This is a genomic window from Anaerococcus sp. HMSC068A02, assembly GCF_001811125.1.
In the GTDB taxonomy this organism is placed as follows: Bacteria; Bacillota; Clostridia; order Tissierellales; family Peptoniphilaceae; genus Anaerococcus; species Anaerococcus vaginalis_C.
Map to the genome: position 1 here is coordinate 95,727 of NZ_KV803711.1, position 15,813 is coordinate 111,539.

Sequence of the window (15,813 nt, forward strand, 5' to 3'; positions counted from 1 at the left end):
AATTTGTCCTTAAAAATAAATCTCACAATCTTTTTCAATTTTTCTGCAATTTTTCAAAACATTTTCCATTACTTCTTTTTCGTCCACACCATCTTCAAATGTAACTTTCATTTTTAACATCATAAAGTTAATGGTACAGTCTTTGACTCCATCTGTATTTTTAGCTTCGATTTCCATTTTATTTGCACATGAAGGGCAATCCACTTCAATTTTGTAAGATTTTTTCATAAAAATTCTCCTTTAATTAAAAATTTACAATTAAACAAATATTTAATTGTATCTAAGTTCATAATACAAGATTATTTATGTAAAGTCAACAAAAAAATTTAAATTAAATTATATTTTTGTGGTAAAGTATAAATAAGGAGAGAAATAAATGAAATTACCACATAAACATTATAAAAACGATGACAAAATTGATTTTTTATTAGAAGAAGAAAAGGCATCAGATATTTCTAAAGCTTTCAGACATTTGGGAGATCCAAAAAGATTACAAATTTTTTGGCTTTTATGCCATAGAAAAGAATGCGTAATAAATATAGCTGCAATTATGGGAATGTCATCTCCTGCTATAAGCCATCACCTAAAAATTTTAAAAACAGCAGGACTTATTTCATCAAAAAGAGAAGGCAAAGAAATGTTTTATAAGGCAAACGACAATAAACTAAGCGAATTTATGTTTAATGTAATTTTAGATACTAAAAATTTATAGGAATAAAAAAGATAAGCTAAAAAATGAAGTGAACTACTCAATCCGTATTCTGGATTTTTAGGTTCACTTCAAAAACTTATCTTTTTTATTTTAAATATTAATTTTAATTTCATAATCCAAATTTTTGTAAAATTCCATGGAATGTTCAATATCATGATATTTGTATCCCATGTCAAAGGCATTTTTTCTATCTTTGCTTGAGCCGTGAGTAAATTTATCAGGATTTATATTTGAGCCAGACATTTCTTGAATATTATCATCTCCAATTGATGATGCAGCTTTCATTGCTTCTTCAATATCTCCTTTTTCTAAATATCCATTTTCTTTTGAAAAATATGCGTAAACTCCAGCAAAATAATCGGCTTGCAATTCTTGAGCTACTGAATATTTATTGTAATCTTTTTCGGATAATTCTTTTTGAAGTTGTTGAGTTTGATTTAATATTCCTAATTCATTTTGAACGTGATGACCAACTTCGTGAGCAAGGACATAAGCAAAAGCAAAATCTCCACCAGCTCCAAATGTATTTTTTAATTCATCGTAAAAAGAAACATCAATGTAAATCGCTTCATCAAGTGGACAATAAAATGGTCCCATACCAGATTGAGCTATTCCACAAGATGACTTTGTTGTTTTTGTATAAAGAGTCATGCTAGGCTCCTTGTAAGTCAAATTATATTCAAAAAATTTTTCATGCCACATATCTTCTGTATCAGCAAGAACAACAGAAAGAAAATCTTCCAATTCTTTTTGATTTTCAGAAATAGTTTCTTCATACCTATTTTCTTGTGTTTCATTTACATTTTTATTATTTATAACAGAAGGATCTGCTCCAAGAAAATATAAAATAAGAACTAAAATAAGCCCACCAATTCCACCACCAAAAACAACTGGTGCACCAGAGCCTCTATTTACATTGGAACTTTTTCTCCTATTTTTCCACTTCATATTAACCTCCAATTTTTTTCTATTAAATTAATACCCTAATTTAAACAAGTTAATATTTATTTTTGATAATAAATTGGTAATATTTTAAAGTTTTGGTAAAATATTTTTAATAATATAAATTAAAGGAGATACAATGAAGTTTATTTCATGGAATATAGATTCCCTAAATGCTGCTCTTACAAGTGATTCAAATAGAGCTGTTATGTCTAGGGATGTTTTAAAAACTATAATTAGTGAAGATGCCGATGTGATTTGTCTTCAAGAAACAAAATTACCAAGAACTGGTCCTAGCAAAAAACATCAAAAAATTTTGGAAGAATATTTTCCATCTTATGATTATGCATGGGTAAGCTCTCAAGAGCCTGCAAGAAAATCATACGCAGGATGTTTAACGCTTTATAAAAAAAATCTTCAAACAAAAATTACTTTTCCAGTTTTGGATGCTCCAGATACAATGGATCAAGAAGCAAGAATTATTACTTTAGAGTTTGAAAATTTTTATTTGACACAAGTTTATACACCAAATGCAGGAAATGGTCTAAACAGACTTGGGTTAAGACAAATTTGGGATGAAAAATTTGCAAATTATTTGGAAAATTTAGACAAAAACAAAGCAGTAATTGCTTGCGGAGATTTTAATGTTGCACACAAAGAAATTGATTTGAAACATCCAGAAAATAATCATGAATCAGCTGGATTTACAGATGAAGAAAGAAATGGATTTACAAATTTATTAAACAAAGGTTTTGTAGATACATTTAGACATATTCATGGAGATGTTGAAGGAAAATATACTTGGTGGGCACAAAGAGTAAAGACAAGTAAGATTAATAATTCTGGCTGGAGAATAGATTATTTTATAGTATCAGACAGAATAAAAGATAAAATAAAAGAATCTAATATGATAGATTCTGGAGACAGACAAGATCATACACCAATATATTTATCAATAGATATATAATTTTAAATTTGCAGAATAAAATATTTAGAAATTGAAAAATTTTTAAATGTTTTATTCTGTTTTTTAATTGATTTCAATTTGGGTATATTTTAAAAGAGAAATAAATAATAAAATTAAAATAACTCACACAAGGAGATATTATGAAAAAATGTATGCTAATTGAAAATCCAAATTCAGGCGATGGTAAAAATGATGAATTTATGGAAAATTTAAAAGAAAAATTACAAGATGAATTTGATGAAATTATTGATAAAAAAACACAAAAAGAAAATGACGGAGAAAATTTTGCAAAAACAGCTTGCGAAGAAAAATTTGATTCAATATTTGTAGTAGGAGGAGATGGAACATTTAATGAAGTAATAAATGGAGTTTCCAAAATGGACTACAGACCAAAAATTGGCTTATTGCCAGGAGGAACAAATAACACCTATATGCAATTAATAGGTGGTTCAAATGATCTTTGTGAGGCGATTGAAAAATTATCATTTGAAAAAACAAAAAAAGTTGATATAGGAAAATGCAACGACACATATTTTTCTTACTATGTTTGTTTTGGAAAATTAATAGAAGCAACAACATCAACAGATTCAAAAGAAAAAGAAAAATTGGGAGGATTTGCTTACGTTAAAAATGTTTTAAAAACATTACCAAAAGATGAAACAGTAGATATAGAAATTGAATACGAAGATAAATCTTTTGAATGCAAAGCATCTTTGGTATATGTTATGACAGTAAATAAAATTGGTAATTTAGAATTTTCCAAAGATAAGGCGGACCTTAGCGATGGATATTTAAATGTATTCGTGATGACAGACGAAGGAATAATGTCAAAAGTAGATGCGGCAAAAGATATGCTATTTGGTAAAGTAGACGAAAATGAAAATATAAAATCATTTACCTGCAAAAAGCTTTCAATAAAAAATTTGGAAGATAAAAAAATAGAATTAGATATGGATGGAGAATTAAACGAACAACTTCCATGCCAAATAGAAATATTAGAAAAACACGTAGAAATTTATATGCCTAAAAATAATTAAATTCAATTAAATAAATATTAGAAATATTTTTATAATTTTAAATAGTAATTAATAAAAAGAGGGGTAACACCTTCTTTTTTATTTTAAATTTCAAATGTCATATAAATTTTTAAAAATAAAAAATTAGAATTAAAACAATTACTATGTCTACTATTAAATTTTATGTGCTTATGATATATTAATATTATGAAAAAATTTTTAAAATTTATTTTTCTTATTTTTTTAGTTGTAATTATTTTTTCATTAGTTAAATCAAGTTCGATTACGGGAGGGGTTGATGATTTGATTGGCCTTATTTTTAATAAGGAAAAAACTGATGATATGGATGAATTATATAAAAATATTGAAAAACACAAAGATGATAATGAAAAAATTAATTGGCTTTATGAGAATTTTGATAGCTTAACTGACAGTGAAATTTATCTTGTTGGAAATGATATAGATACTTGTGAGTTTGTTTATAATTTGAAAAATGGAATAGTTGATTTTGAATATTATCCTGGTGAAAGTGTAAATTATGGAAGGCTTACTCCTTATTTTTTACAATGGGATAATAGGTGGGCCTATAATAAATTGGGAAATTCTAATATTGGATTTGCAGGTTGTGGTCCTACTTCTATGGCTATGGTTTTAAAAAGATTAAATCCAAATTTGGATATTAGTCCATTAAATATTGCTCAGGATGCTCAATCTTATATGGGAAGTGAAGGCATTGAGTGGAAATTTTTTGCTGAAGAGGCTAATAAATATGGCCATAATATTGAAAATATTGAAAATGATAAAGACGCTATGATTAATGCTCTTGATAGGGGAAGTCTTATTGTTTCTGTGAATAAAGGATATTTTACTTTGTTTGGACATATTTTGGTTATTGATTCTTATAAAAATGGAAGATTTGTTATAAATGATCCGAATTCTATGAAAAATTCTGAGAAATCTTGGTCATATAATAGCATCAAAGATCAAATTGCAAATATTTGGTTAGTTTATTAAATGGGGTTAGAATGAAAAAACGTATTTCTTATAAATTATTGTTGATTTCAATTATAATTGGTTTATGTGCAGGTCTTGTAGTAAGTTTATTTAGACTTTTAATTCCAAAAATTATGTTTGTAATTTCTAATTTAATAATTTTTGGTCAAAAAAATTTATTAAATGCTATAATTTTTGTTTTTGCATTTATATTTATTGGTTTTTTGGTTTCGATTTGTGTAAACAAGGAGCCTATGATTGGTGGGAGCGGAATTCCTCAAATTTCAGGAAAATTGCATGATAAATTGGATTATAGTGCCTTGTCTTGTTTGATTAATAAAATTATTGGGGGCTTGCTTGCTATTGGTTCTGGTTTAACTTTGGGAAGGGAAGGTCCTTCTGTTCAAATAGGAGGCTCTCTTGGTGAGGTTATGGCAAATATTTTCAAATTGGATGACGATGATAAAAAAATAATGATTATTGGTTCATCTGCTTCTGGAATTACTAGTGCTTTTACAGCACCAATTTCTGCTATTGCTTTTGCCCTTGAAGAACTTATGAAAAAAACTTCTCGAATTAATTTTATTTACATAACATCAACAATCATTTCATCAAGCATTGTAACAAGTTTGATTATAGGAAATGATCCTGTAATAAAAATTAAAAATAATCTAAATTTATCTATGAGATTTTGGATTTATTTAATTTTTTTGGGAATTTTAGCAGGATTTTCATCAATTCTATTTAATAAGGGTATTTTGTTTGGAAAAAAATTATATAAAAATTTGCCTATTTCTCAAAGTATAAAATCTATAATTCCGTTTTTTATCACAAGTATTTTTTTACTTTTTGATAGTAGATTATTGGGAAGTGGAGAAAATTTTATTTCTCTTGCCCAAGGAGATAATTATGAAATTTCAACTTTAATATATTTTTATTTTATGAAATTATTGCTATTGCTAATTGCTTTTTGCTCTGGAATTCCTGGCGGAATATTTTTTCCTTTGCTTGCTATGGGTTCATTAATTGGAAATTTTTATGGCTGTATTTTATTTGAATTAAATTTAGTTGGCGAAAATGAAATTATAATTTTTTCAATGCTTGCTATGGCTGCTCATTTTGCATCAATTGTTAGAGCACCTTTGACAGGAATGTTTTTGATAATTGAGATGACAGGAGGAAGAATTGATTTTTTCTTGCCAATTATAATTGTAAGTCTTGTGGCTTATTTACTAACAGAAAATTTCAATAATGAACCAATATATGAATCTCTTCTTGAGATTATGATAAAAAATAAATCATAAATATTTGTAAGATTTAAAAGAGCTTTTTGATAGCTCTTTTTTATTTTTGATTTTTAAAATTTTTTGGGAAATTTGATAGAAATATGTAGATTTGCTTTTATAATTTTTTTTCTTGTGTTATAATTCATCTAAGTAATATTTTGTATAAAATTAGGAATATTTATATAAATATTAATTTTGAAAAGATAGGGGAATAATATGAAAAGAAAACTTAGTTTTAATCAAACTTTATTAGTTGGTTCTTTGTTGTTTGGCTTGTATTTTGGAGCTGGAAATTTAATTTTTCCAATTGAGCTTGGACAAAATTCTGGAACTAATCTTTATAAAGTTGTTTTGGGATTTATAATTAGTGGGGTTGGACTTCCAATTTTGGGAGTTGTTGCAAGTGCTATTTCAAAAAATGATAGTTTGTTTGAAATGGGAAAGACTGTAAATGATAAATTTGCATATTTTTTTACAACAGCTTTGTATTTGACGATTGGACCATTTTTTGCAATTCCAAGAACGTCAACGGTAGCTTTTGAAGTTGGAATTGCTCCAAATATTTCTGAAGATAAAATAAAATTATTTTTATTTGTTTTTTCATTAATATTTTTTCTTGCTGTCTTAGCTTTCGCATTAAAACCTGGCAAAGTTATGGATAATATAGGAAAAATTTTGACGCCAACTTTTTTGATTTTATTGTCAGTTTTGGTTATTTTTGCAATCATTAAACCAATGGGAGATTTGGCAAAAAATCAACCTACTAAAATTTACCAAAAAAATCCATTATTTACAGGAATTCTTGATGGATATAACACAATGGATGCTCTTGCAAGCCTTGCTTTTGCAATTATAATTATTTCAAGTATTAGAAAACTTGGAGTAAAAGATTCAAATCAAATTGCTAAAGAAACTTTAAAAAGTGGAGTAATTTGTTTGATTGCTATGAGCACAGTTTATATTTCTTTATCTTTTATGTCATCATCTTCTGTAAATATAATGAAATTAGGCAATAACGGTGGAAGAATTTTATCTAATATTTCATTTTATTATTTGGGAAATTTCGGCAAGATTTTATTAGCTGCAATAGTAATAGTAGCTTGTTTAAAAACAGCTATTGGACTAATCATTGCCTGCTCTGAAATTTTTATACAAATGTATCCAAATACACTTTCATACAAAGCTTATGCTGTAGTTTTTACCTTAATATCATTTTTGATAGCAAATTTAGGACTTCAAAAAATAATTAGCTTGTCAATACCAGTTTTGATGTATTTGTATCCGCTTGCAATAGTTCTAATATTTTTATCTTTGGCATATCCAATAATTGGCAAAAACAAGATAATATTTTCTTTAACTATTTTGTTTACGGCCATATTTTCAATTTTTGATTTGCTTAAAGCTTTGCCAAAAAATATTTCAAGTACGAATTCTATAAGCAAAATTGTAGATTTTGCAAAAAATTATTTACCAGCATTTGAACTAGGATTTGGCTGGTTGATTCCAGCAATATTTGGAATTATTTTAGGATTATTAATAAGTATTATAAAAAAAGAAAAGATAAAAGAAATAAATTTGTAAAAATTATAAAAAAATTTTACCTTTTTATTAAAATATGATATTATATTTATCAATGGGGGTGAAGTATGGACTGTGTATTTTGTAAGATTGCTGACGGAGAAATACCATCAGATATAATCTACGAAGATCAAAAAGTAATTGCATTTAATGATCTTGATCCACAAGCACCTATCCATTTTCTTGTTATACCAAAAAAACACATAGAAAGTTTGGCTAAATTAGATGAAGAAGATAAGGATATAATTTCTCATATCTTTATGGTTATTAAAAAAATAACAGAAGATCTAAACGTAGCAGAAGATGGCTACAGAATAGTCAACAATACAGGAGAAGATGGAGGACAAAGTGTTAAGCACATGCACTTTCATGTTTTAGCACAAAGATCCTTGCAATGGCCACCAGGTTGATTTCAAACTTAATTGTGTGATACGAGAGGGGGGATAGAGATGACAGAGATCAAAGTTGGAGAAAACGAATCAATAGATAGTGCAATTAAAAGATTCAAAAGACAATGCGCAAGATCCGGTGTTCTAACAGAATATAGAAAAAGAGAACACTACGAAAAGCCAAGCCTTAAGAGAAAAAAGAAATCTGAGGCAGCAAAGAGAAAAAAAAGAAGAAAATAGTAATTTAAGACCCACTTGGGTCTTTTTTTATTGCGTGTAATTTTTATTTTAAAATAATATGAATTTATTAAGTTAAAATCTTATAATGATTTTATATAAAAAAATTTTTATTTTTATATTGTGTTTTGTAAATTAAAGTGCTATAATATTAAAAAAATTAATGCTTTTTGAGAGTTTAATTATGTTCATGGCGAATTTATGTAAAATAAGAAAATTTAAAGTAAATTATTTTATCCGAAATTTTGATGATATTTTTTAAGGTGCCTTTTTGCGATTTTTGCAGGAGGTGCTTTTTTTATATTTAAAATTGGATTTTATTTTATAGTGTATAATATTATCTTAATTTATTTTGACCGATTTTTATTTTATATAATAAGTAAAATAACTTGAAATCTAAGGGGAAAATTATTTTTTATTAGTATTGTTTTTTATCTTGGAACATTTATTTGAAAAATAAAATTATTAGAGGAGAAAATTATGAAAAAAATTTATGCTAGCCAAATTTTAGTGATTGTATTTGGCGTTCTTGTTTGTATTTCCACTGTAATTCCTGCAGCAGAAATTTTGGGTCAAGAAATAAATTTATTAAAACCTGATGATAGCTTTGGCTCTGGAATTATATTGATTGGTCTATCTCTTTTGGCAATTCTTTCATGTTTATTGAAGAAAAAAATTCTTACTATAGTATTTTCTGTTTTAAATTTAGCTATAGCTATTCTTCAATATCAATCATTTGAACAATATATGGAATTTGCCACAACAGGTTTTTATCTTATGATTATTGCAAGCGTACTTCTTTTTGCTGGTTCCATTTTTATGGCTATACAAGTTCCTAAAAAAAATAAGCAAGAAATCAAATGAAAATTATGATTTCTCCTTAGATGAATAGCTTATTAATATGAAAATGAAAAGTAATTTTAAAAATTATTTTTTGTTCAATTTTAAAAACAAGATTTTTGAAATAATTACTCTCTTTTAAAAATCTTGTTTTTTTTTTTGAATTTTTTGCTTTGATTTAGTTTTTACATTTATACATAATTTTATTGACTATATTAAGTATTTTTTGTATATTTATAGTATAAAAATTTGAGGAGATATTATGAAATCAAAAAGTGTATTTAAATCTGTATGTGTATTTGTCGGATTAGGATTTTTATTAACTATTGTTTGGTTAATGATTTTTTCTATGACAATTACTCCAGATGATGCTGAGATGACAGTAGAGCCTTTTAGTGGTGCAAGTGTGACTTTTGGATTTGCATGTGCTCTTATTGCAAATTTTATATATCAATATAACAGTGCTAAGTCTTTGGAGCAAAGAATATATAGCAATACAAGCAGTCTTGAATCTATAAAAATTAGAAATCGTGATTTGGTTGATAAGGCAAATCGTTTGATAGATAAACATCAAAAAAATGAAAAAGAATCTTATATTGATATTGCAAAAGCAAGTTCTATAAAAAAGGAAGAACGTCACGAAAAAAATACTAAAGATCGTTTAAAAACTTATAGCGATGAAGATGTGCTTGTAACAAGTTCACAAGAATTTGGAAAATTTATTAATGATTTTCCAGAACTTAGCAACAATCAAAATGTAAAAATTTTATTAGATGAAATTATTAATAGCGAAAATTATTTATCTAATAGCAAAATTGAACTAAATAGGTGCATTGAATCTTACAATAGCTTAATTCATCAATTTCCTTTGGTTTTATTGCGTAAACCATTAAAATTTACAGATAAAGAATTTTATCGTGAAGAAGTTCAAATAACAGATGAAATGCTAGGAATTTAATTTTATAATTTAATAGGCAATAATTAATTCTTCTATTTTTATAGGAGAATTTTTTATTTTAAATTTATAAATTTTATAAAAAAACACTAAAAATTTGACACTAATTTACAAATGGGCTAGCATAAAATTAGAAGTACATATTTATTGGGGGAACTATGAGAAAAAATAAGAAAAATATTCCTAGTTTTGCCTTGGCTATTATAATTCTATTTGTTTTAATTTTTATTATTAAATTATCTAAGTCAGACAAAAAATCAGAAAAAATTCAGCCACATCCAGCAAAAAATAGCGTGGTTGGATTTAAATCTGATAAGTATTTAAATGATATAGAAAAATTATATGATTCAAATGTTACTTTTGCTGATGAAATGGATAAAGATTATTCTAATGAATTCAAAAACAAAAGAGTAACTGATGATTATCTTTATACAAAAATTGAAAAAATAATTGATGAAGAAACGGAAAATTTAAAGGGCGATTGGCAAGTTGCTGTTGATACAATTAGTGGAAAATCTAATATATCTATTGAGAAAAAATCTTCTGATGAAAATGATGCACAAGTTGCGGCATCAACTATTAAAATTTTTATCGCACTTGAAACTTATAGGCAAGTTGAAGAAGGAATTTTGGATGAAAAAGATGTGGAAGATGATATTTATTTAATGTTAAGAGATTCCAACAATGAAGCTACAGATAGATTAATAGATAAAATTGGCGATAATGATATGAAGACTGCATGTTTAAATGTAGGGAGAATGATAAATAAGGTAACTGGAAAAAATAGATGTGCCTTATATACAAAAATGCATGGAAGAGGCAAAGCCAATCTTGTAAATGCAAAAGACCTCAACAAGGCATTGATTGTAATTTATGATGGAGAAATTATTAGCCGTGAGCATTGCGATATAGCAATGAAAGCAATGTCTGAAAATACTACAACATCAAAAATAAAATTATTGGCTGATTTGCCAAAAAAAGCTAAGGGATTAAATAAATCGGGAGAATATCCAGATGGTGGAATAGAAAATGATATTGCTATAATAGATGTTGGCGATAGTGTTTTTGCAATTTCATTTTTGAGTGATTTTGATGAGCCAGTAAGTCATGGAGGCAGTCCACAATTTGAATCAATGCATAATTTAGGAAGACGAATTTCTAATGCATTTATAGCCTTTGATAAGGATAATTAAAAAATTTAATATGTAAATTAGCCAAAAGAAAAAATCTTTTGGCTTTTTTTATTGAGAAATTTAAAATTTATTTTATTAATTGATAAAAAATAATAGACTAAAAATAAAAATTATTATATGATAGTAGCTAGAAAATTTAGGAGTAGTAATGAATAATTTTATGGATGAATTTTTTAGAAGAAAAGAAGATGGTTTTGTCTTTGATTCATATAGTTTTTTGCATTTAATTTTATTTGCCTTTATGGTAATTGTAGCAATTTTATTATATAAATACAGAAGAAAAATCAAAGAAAATAAAAAAATATATAAATATGTAAGATTTATTTTTATTTTTTTGCTGGCATTTCAGCAGATAAGTTTTTTATATTTTATTTGTTTTGTAAGAAAAGATACAATAAATGAAGCCTTGCCCTTATACACTTGTAGGATAAGTATTTATAGTGGATTTTTTGCACTTATATTTAATTCAAATAATTTAAAAATTCTTACAATTTTTTGGGGACTAATAGGTGGAATTATTGGATTGATTTTTCCAGATTTAATGCCATATTCATGGCCTCATATTATGTATGTAAATTTCTTTTTGACACATTTTTTAGTATTTTGGGTTTCACTATTTTTCCTAATAGTCGACAAAATTAAAATAAAAAAAGAAAATTTGAAATTTTTATTTATATTTGTAAATGTATTTTTGCTAATAACTGAAATAATAAATTTGAAATTTAATTTAAATTATGCTTATCTTTCTTATAGTCCAGTTTTTACAAATTTATTAAATAAACTACCAGCAATAATTTATTTTTTATTGGCTGCAATTTTATATAATTTTTCTATCTTTTTAAATTTTTATATTTTTAAAAAATTGAAATTAATCGAAGTCAATTGATATTATTTTGCAAAATTTTAGCAAAATAATATCAATTGGCTTTTATTTTTTTATCAAAAAGTGTAATATAATATTAGATGTAAGTTTTTGTAATATAATGCAAAGGTTTTTATAATTAAATGGAGGTATTATGAAAGAGTATGGAGTTTTTGATATAATTGGACCAATTATGATAGGACCTTCGTCTTCTCATACTGCAGGAGCTGCAAGAATTGGACAAGTTGCTATATCAATTGTAAAAGACGGTTTTACTAGGGTAGATTTTCATCTTCATGGATCATTTGCTCAAACTTATAAGGGACATGGAACTGACAAGGCACTTCTTGCAGGAGTTTTAGGTTTTAGACCAAATGACAAAAGATTAAGAGATTCATTTAAAATTGCCGACGATGAAGGACTTGAATATCATTTTATAAAAGATGATCTAGGACCGGTTCATCCAAATACTGCAAAAATTGTTTTTTATTATCCAGATGGAACAACATCATCAGTTACTGGCTCATCAATTGGTGGTGGAAATATAGAAATAATTGAAATTAATGATGTGTCAATTTCTTATAATGGAAAATTCCCAACAATTATTTTAAGATACAAAGAACAAAAAGGCGTAATTTATGAAGTAAGTAAGCTTTTAGCAACTAATGATTACAATATTGAAAGTATGAAAACAGTAAAAGCTGACGATGAAGTAACACTAATTGTTGAATTAAATGAAAAATTAGAAGTAGAAATTATTGACGAGATTATAAATAATAAGAGATATGATTACGCAAATTATATAGAAGGGGTTAGATAATGTTTAGAAAAGCATCTGAAGTTATAGAAGAATGTGAAAGTAGAGGAGTCCACATCAAAGATTTAGTTCTTGAAGAAGAATTAAAATCATCGCAAATCAATAAAGATGATATTTTATTTAATTTGACACAAATGTTTAAGGTTATGGAAGAATCTGCTACAGGAAATTTAAATCATGAAACAAAAACTGCAATGGGTATGATTGATGGATTTGCAAAAAAAATGAACGCTTATTCAAAAGAAGGAAAATCCATTACAGGAAATTTTGTCACAGAGGCAATGGCAATGGCGTTTTCAACTCTAGAAATTAGTGCAGCAATGGGAGAAATTGTTGCAAGTCCTACTGCAGGTTCTTCTGGAATTTTGCCAGCGATTTTATATTCTCTTAAAAAACGTGAAGGATTTTCTGATGAAAAAATGGTTGATGCAATGTTAACAGCTATTGGAATCGGAAAAATAATTGGATATTATGGATCTTTTGCAGGAGCTGAAGGCGGTTGCCAAGCAGAAACAGGATCAGGAGCTGCCATGGGAGCAGCTGCAGCATGTTTTCTTTACGATCAAAGCCCAGAAGTTTGTTTTCACGCAGCAAGTTTTGCATTTTTGCATGTGTTAGGTCTTGTTTGTGATCCAATTGCAGGGCTTGTAGAATATCCTTGTACTTTTAGAAACGCATCTGGAGTTGTAAACGCATTTATTTCTGCTGATATGGCAATGGCAGGAATCACAAGCATAGTTCCATTTGATGAAGTTTGTAAAGCGGCTGGAGAAGTTGGATCTACTTTACCAGAAGCTTTAAGAGAAACAGGAATAGGTGGAATAGCAGGAACAGAAACAGGAAGGAAAATTAGAAAGAAATTTTTCGCACTAGGAAATGACTCTACAAAAGAAAATAAATAAATTAAATTAGTAGGCTTTTGCCTACTTTTTTTATTTTGATTTTTGGGTATAAATTTTTTGAGAGGAGTTTTTATGAAAATAAATTTTATTAGAGCTTTTGAAGATAATTATATTTGGACAATAGAAAAAGAAAAAGAGGTAATTTTAATTGACCCAGGAGAGGCAAATCCTTGTTTTGATTATTTGAAAGATAAAAAATTATACGCAATTTTATTAACTCACAAACACATGGACCATGTTGGTGGAGTGAAAAAATTAAAGGAAAAATATAAAGGTGTAAGAGTTTATGGTCCAGCTGAAACGAAAAATTTAAATGATATTACTTTAAAAGATAAAGATGAATTTGAAATTTTTGGATATAAATTTATAGTTTTAAAAACTAATGGCCATACCGAAGAACATATTTCTTATTTGGTAGATGGAAATTTATTTTGTGGAGATACAATATTTTCTTCGGGGTGTGGAAGAGTTTTTACTGGAGATTATCAAAGTTCTTTTGATTCCGTTCAAAAAATCAAACAATTGGATAAAAATATTTTGATTTATCCAGCTCATGAATACACTATTGATTGTATAGAATCATCAAAAAGAATTATTAAAGATAAAATTATGGACGATGCAATAAGTGAGGCCAAAGAAAAACTTTCAAGATCTCTTCCTAGCCTTCCGACAAGTGTTGAAAAAGAATTTTTAATCAATCCATTTTTTATGGCAAAAAATTTAGAAGAGTTCAAGGAATTTATAAAAATTAAAAATTGACATATTTTTTCAAAAAATTTATAATACTAAAAGGGAATGAAGTTCTCCCTTAGATTATTTCTAAAACCGCATTTTGCTGATGACTTCTGTTACTATTAGGGGACAGATTTCATCAGTTTTTTTGTCCCAAAAAGGAGGATTTATGTTAGTTTCTTTTGGTCTAATTATTATTTTTGGGTTAATATTTGGATTTTTTTGCAAAAAATTAAAAATACCTGCTCTAATTGGTATGCTTTTTACTGGAATTATTTTAGGACCTAATGTTTTAAATTTAATTGATTCAAAGACTTTAAATATTTCAGCAGAGCTTAGACAAATTGCCTTGATTGTAATTTTAATTAAGGCTGGTCTTTCTTTGGATGTTTCTGATTTAAAAAGAATAGGAAAATCTGCAATTTTATTGTCATTTTTGCCTGCAAGTTTTGAAATATTAGCCTATTTTATTTTTGCAAGAATATTTTTCAAAATAAGAAGTGTTGATGCACTTTTAATGGGTTCGGTTCTTGCAGCTGTTTCGCCAGCTGTTGTTGTGCCAAGAATGGTAAAATTAATTGAAGAAAAAAGGGGAGTTGAAAAATCAATCCCACAAATGATTCTTGCTGGTGCATCTTGTGATGATATATTTGTTCTTGTTTTGTTTTCATCATTTTTGTCAATGGCAAAGGGAGAAGATGTAAGTTTGATTTCTTTGGCAAATGTTCCAATTTCTATAATTTTGGGAATTATTGTAGGAGCTATTATTGGCTATATTTTATATATCGTTTTTGAATTTTTTTATAAAAAAGGCGATATGATAAGAAATTCCACTAAGCTTATAATAATTCTTGCTATTTCATTCTTGTTAGTAGCAATGGAAAATATATTAAAAGATAAAATTGCTTTTTCATCTCTTTTGGCAGTTATAGCTATGAGTTGTGTTTTCAAAATCAAGGCAAATGATGAAGTTTCTTCAAGGCTTTCAGAAAAATTTGGAAAATTATGGATTTTTGCAGAAGTTTTATTATTTGTTTTGGTTGGAGCTGAGGTTAATATTTTTTATATAAGAAAACTTGGATTTACTTCGATTATTATGATTTTTTTGGCACTTATTATTAGGTCTTTGGGAACTTTGCTTTCAATTTCGACTTCAAATTTAAATAAAAAGGAAAAATTGTTTACAGTTTTTTCTTATATGCCAAAGGCAACCGTTCAAGCAGCTATTGGAGCAGTTCCACTTGCAAATGGGCTTTCTAGTGGAGAAATAATTTTATCGATGGCAGTCTTGGGGATTATAATTACAGCTCCTATTGGTGCAATATTTATTGATAATTTTAACCAAAAATTATTAGATTGAAAGACATATTTTTGATAAAATATCAGTATATT

At 27.0% G+C, this 15,813-nt stretch carries 18 protein-coding genes and 1 riboswitch; of the genes, 16 read left to right on the forward strand and 2 right to left on the reverse strand.

Features of this window, described 5'->3' with window-relative positions:
* Positions 1 to 9: 9 nt before the first annotated feature.
* Entirely contained in the window at positions 10 to 228 is a 219-nt protein-coding gene (locus HMPREF2782_RS00765; RefSeq protein ID WP_070604963.1) for a hypothetical protein, read from the reverse strand.
* Between the two features lie 148 nt (positions 229 to 376).
* On the opposite strand from HMPREF2782_RS00765, the gene HMPREF2782_RS00770 reads away from it, so the two are divergent.
* Positions 377 to 712, forward strand: a complete 336-nt coding sequence (locus HMPREF2782_RS00770; protein ID WP_004838993.1) for an ArsR/SmtB family transcription factor — start codon at positions 377 to 379, stop codon at positions 710 to 712.
* Positions 713 to 802: 90 nt separating this feature from the next.
* Here HMPREF2782_RS00770 and HMPREF2782_RS00775 read toward each other — a convergent pair whose 3' ends face one another.
* Positions 803 to 1,660, reverse strand: coding sequence for a KPN_02809 family neutral zinc metallopeptidase (locus tag HMPREF2782_RS00775; protein ID WP_070604965.1), 858 nt, complete (start codon positions 1,658 to 1,660; stop codon positions 803 to 805).
* 133 nt (positions 1,661 to 1,793) lie between these two features.
* Between HMPREF2782_RS00775 and HMPREF2782_RS00780 the strand changes: the two genes are divergently transcribed.
* From HMPREF2782_RS00780 to HMPREF2782_RS00850, 15 genes are all read left to right on the forward strand, one after another.
* The gene (locus tag HMPREF2782_RS00780) at positions 1,794 to 2,621 is read left to right on the forward strand and encodes an exodeoxyribonuclease III (RefSeq protein WP_070640143.1); all 828 of its coding nucleotides are present in this window, start codon (positions 1,794 to 1,796) and stop codon (positions 2,619 to 2,621) included.
* A 140-nt stretch (positions 2,622 to 2,761) separates the two neighbouring features.
* The gene (locus HMPREF2782_RS00785; protein ID WP_070640146.1) at positions 2,762 to 3,658 is read left to right on the forward strand and encodes a diacylglycerol/lipid kinase family protein; all 897 of its coding nucleotides are present in this window, start codon (positions 2,762 to 2,764) and stop codon (positions 3,656 to 3,658) included.
* A gap of 186 nt (positions 3,659 to 3,844) precedes the next feature.
* Positions 3,845 to 4,651, forward strand: a complete 807-nt coding sequence (locus HMPREF2782_RS00790; protein ID WP_070640149.1) for a C39 family peptidase — start codon at positions 3,845 to 3,847, stop codon at positions 4,649 to 4,651.
* A gap of 11 nt (positions 4,652 to 4,662) precedes the next feature.
* Positions 4,663 to 5,934: a ClC family H(+)/Cl(-) exchange transporter gene (locus HMPREF2782_RS00795; RefSeq protein WP_070640152.1), complete on the forward strand. Its 1,272-nt coding sequence runs from the start codon at positions 4,663 to 4,665 to the stop codon at positions 5,932 to 5,934.
* 198 nt (positions 5,935 to 6,132) lie between these two features.
* Positions 6,133 to 7,497 carry a branched-chain amino acid transport system II carrier protein gene (gene brnQ / locus HMPREF2782_RS00800; RefSeq protein ID WP_070604979.1) on the forward strand — a complete coding sequence of 455 codons (1,365 nt, stop codon included), beginning with the start codon at positions 6,133 to 6,135 and terminating at the stop codon, positions 7,495 to 7,497.
* Positions 7,498 to 7,562: 65 nt separating this feature from the next.
* On the forward strand, positions 7,563 to 7,904 hold the full coding sequence (locus HMPREF2782_RS00805) for a histidine triad nucleotide-binding protein (RefSeq protein WP_019117533.1): 342 nt from the start codon (positions 7,563 to 7,565) through the stop codon (positions 7,902 to 7,904).
* A 39-nt stretch (positions 7,905 to 7,943) separates the two neighbouring features.
* Complete coding sequence (gene rpsU, locus HMPREF2782_RS00810) at positions 7,944 to 8,123, forward strand: 30S ribosomal protein S21 (RefSeq protein ID WP_004838985.1); 180 nt, start codon at positions 7,944 to 7,946, stop codon at positions 8,121 to 8,123.
* A 477-nt stretch (positions 8,124 to 8,600) separates the two neighbouring features.
* Positions 8,601 to 8,984, forward strand: a complete 384-nt coding sequence (locus HMPREF2782_RS00815) for a hypothetical protein (protein WP_070640155.1) — start codon at positions 8,601 to 8,603, stop codon at positions 8,982 to 8,984.
* A gap of 238 nt (positions 8,985 to 9,222) precedes the next feature.
* A complete protein-coding gene (locus HMPREF2782_RS00820; RefSeq protein WP_070640157.1) occupies positions 9,223 to 9,918 on the forward strand; it encodes a LemA family protein in 696 nt (231 codons plus the stop codon).
* A gap of 155 nt (positions 9,919 to 10,073) precedes the next feature.
* Entirely contained in the window at positions 10,074 to 11,108 is a 1,035-nt protein-coding gene (locus HMPREF2782_RS00825; protein ID WP_222563131.1) for a serine hydrolase, read from the forward strand.
* Positions 11,109 to 11,256: 148 nt separating this feature from the next.
* The gene (locus HMPREF2782_RS00830) at positions 11,257 to 11,994 is read left to right on the forward strand and encodes a YwaF family protein (protein ID WP_070640160.1); all 738 of its coding nucleotides are present in this window, start codon (positions 11,257 to 11,259) and stop codon (positions 11,992 to 11,994) included.
* Between the two features lie 130 nt (positions 11,995 to 12,124).
* Positions 12,125 to 12,790 (forward strand): L-serine ammonia-lyase, iron-sulfur-dependent subunit beta, encoded by a 666-nt coding sequence (gene sdaAB, locus HMPREF2782_RS00835; protein WP_070640163.1) that lies wholly within the window; start codon positions 12,125 to 12,127, stop codon positions 12,788 to 12,790.
* A complete protein-coding gene (gene sdaAA / locus HMPREF2782_RS00840) occupies positions 12,790 to 13,689 on the forward strand; it encodes an L-serine ammonia-lyase, iron-sulfur-dependent, subunit alpha (protein ID WP_004838979.1) in 900 nt (299 codons plus the stop codon). Before sdaAB ends, sdaAA begins: the two co-directional genes overlap by 1 nt.
* 72 nt (positions 13,690 to 13,761) lie before the next feature.
* Positions 13,762 to 14,448, forward strand: coding sequence for a hydroxyacylglutathione hydrolase (gene gloB / locus HMPREF2782_RS00845; protein WP_070604994.1), 687 nt, complete (start codon positions 13,762 to 13,764; stop codon positions 14,446 to 14,448).
* Positions 14,449 to 14,471: 23 nt separating this feature from the next.
* A riboswitch (Fluoride riboswitch) is annotated at positions 14,472 to 14,544 on the forward strand.
* A 46-nt stretch (positions 14,545 to 14,590) separates the two neighbouring features.
* On the forward strand, positions 14,591 to 15,781 hold the full coding sequence (locus tag HMPREF2782_RS00850; protein ID WP_070640166.1) for a cation:proton antiporter: 1,191 nt from the start codon (positions 14,591 to 14,593) through the stop codon (positions 15,779 to 15,781).
* Positions 15,782 to 15,813 lie beyond the last annotated feature (32 nt).